1 protein-coding gene is annotated in these 1,679 nt (G+C 62.2%); it reads right to left on the bottom strand.

Annotated features, from left to right (window positions below; translation table 11 throughout):
* Positions 1-54 precede the first annotated feature (54 nt).
* The coding region (locus BLS74_RS34885; RefSeq protein ID WP_093112347.1) for a Fic family protein at positions 55-1,679 on the bottom strand (1,625 nt) is incomplete at its 5' end.

Genomic DNA, 1,679 nt, shown 5'->3' with positions numbered 1-1,679 from the left:
CGGTAGTGTCGCGGCCACGCCGGCGACGAAGGACTCGATTTCGGGCAGCACCGCTCAAGTCAGAGGCTTCGTCCAATCGCCCGCATCCGGTCGCTGTGTGATGCGCTCGATTGGCTGGGCAGCTTGCGCCTCGATGAGGCCGCAGATGACGTCGGCAAACGGCTTGATGTTTCCGTAGGTGCTTGCCTGCTCAAGGGCTGCGAGGTATTGGCTGCGGGACTGAACGGTGACGATGGTCCAAGGGTAGCCGCCCGTCGTCAGCATGTAATTCATGAGGAAGCGGCTCAAGCGCCCGTTGCCGTCCATGTAGGGGTGGATGAACACGAACATAAAATGGCCCAGTACCGCTCGTACGCCCGGATGATTCTCCTCCTGCAGTAGTTCCATCAGCGCCGGCATGCAGTCGCGCACCGCGTCTGGGCCCGGCGGGACATGCAGCGCATTGCGGATGAACACCTGGCTGTTTCGGTAGCCCGCCAGGTCTCGAGGCCTCAAGATGCCCGCGGTTACGCTCGGCGAGAACAGCGCCACGTACCACCGAGAGAAGTCCTCCTTGAATGCAACCGCAGGACTCTTGCTCGATGACAGCACCTGGCCAATGAACTCTCGCAGGTGTTTGTGGGTTTCCGCGTAGCCCTTTGCTGCCATGGCGTCACGCGTCTTGCGGTCCTCCTCGCTGGTCAGTGGGCTCCAGTCTCCGTTGTGCACCTTCTCGATGAGTTCAATGCTCACGCGGTAGCCTTCGATGGACAGCGAGTGGTACGCGTCTGCCACATACCGGGCGGCAATGTCTGCCAGCAGTTCCTGGACTTCGGTGTGCTGACGGCGAGGCACTGTCTCGAACCGCTGCACCACCTCCTCGCGCATGCTCGACCACATGGCTCGCATGCGCTGGACGTAGGGCGACTCGTTGAGCCGGCCGCCAATATGCGCCAGCGGCCGCTCGAAGGGGTTGTTTTCGGAGACGACGTAGCCCGCGGCCTTCATCGTAGCCACCAACTGGCTGGCGTCGGCCTCTCGACCCGCCGCTCGCAAGGCTCCCGCCATGCGCCCTGCAACCACACTGTGGCCGCCTTCCAGGAGAAGACCCGTCAGCGTCGTGATGTCGACCTGCCGAAGCGCAACCTGGGCTGCAAGCTCATGGCCGGTGAAAAAGGATGGGCTCACCCGAATCAACGCCTCCGGGAGCGGAACGAGAATTAACCCGCTCGCACCGGGCGAGCGTCCGCCGACCAGAGTCTGCGGCTTCACTTTGTACATGAACAGCGAGCATCCATGCGGCAGGTCCTGGTGCTTATTGCTGGCTTCGGGAGAGTGCAACTGAATCTGCTTGGCCACGCTGGTGTGGCCGCTGTGCTTGAGCAGCGATAGCTCTGGACTCAATTGCCATTTGTCGTCAAACCTGGCGTTCGCGTACGCCGCGACGAACACCTCCATGCTCGCGTACCAGTGGGTGGAGTCGCCGTCACCCTCTTCGGGGTTGCTCGGCAACAGCCAGCCTTGAATGACCGGCTTCAGGAATCCTGCGGCTTGAAGGCGCTCGCGGTGTACGCGGGTGAGTTCGGGCGCCTCCGAAGCCTGAATCACCTGGATGCCCTTGTCTTGCAAGGACTTGAGCACGTGCAGGGAAGCGGCGAGCTTTTCATTGGGCGTAGCCATGAGCGGGTGGCTCCAGTATT

Origin of the sequence: Variovorax sp. CF079 (assembly GCF_900101545.1) — a bacterium.
GTDB lineage: Bacteria > Pseudomonadota > Gammaproteobacteria > Burkholderiales > Burkholderiaceae_C > Variovorax.
The sequence above is the reverse complement of the archived record's forward strand: the minus strand, read 5'-3'. Positions and strand labels throughout refer to the sequence as shown.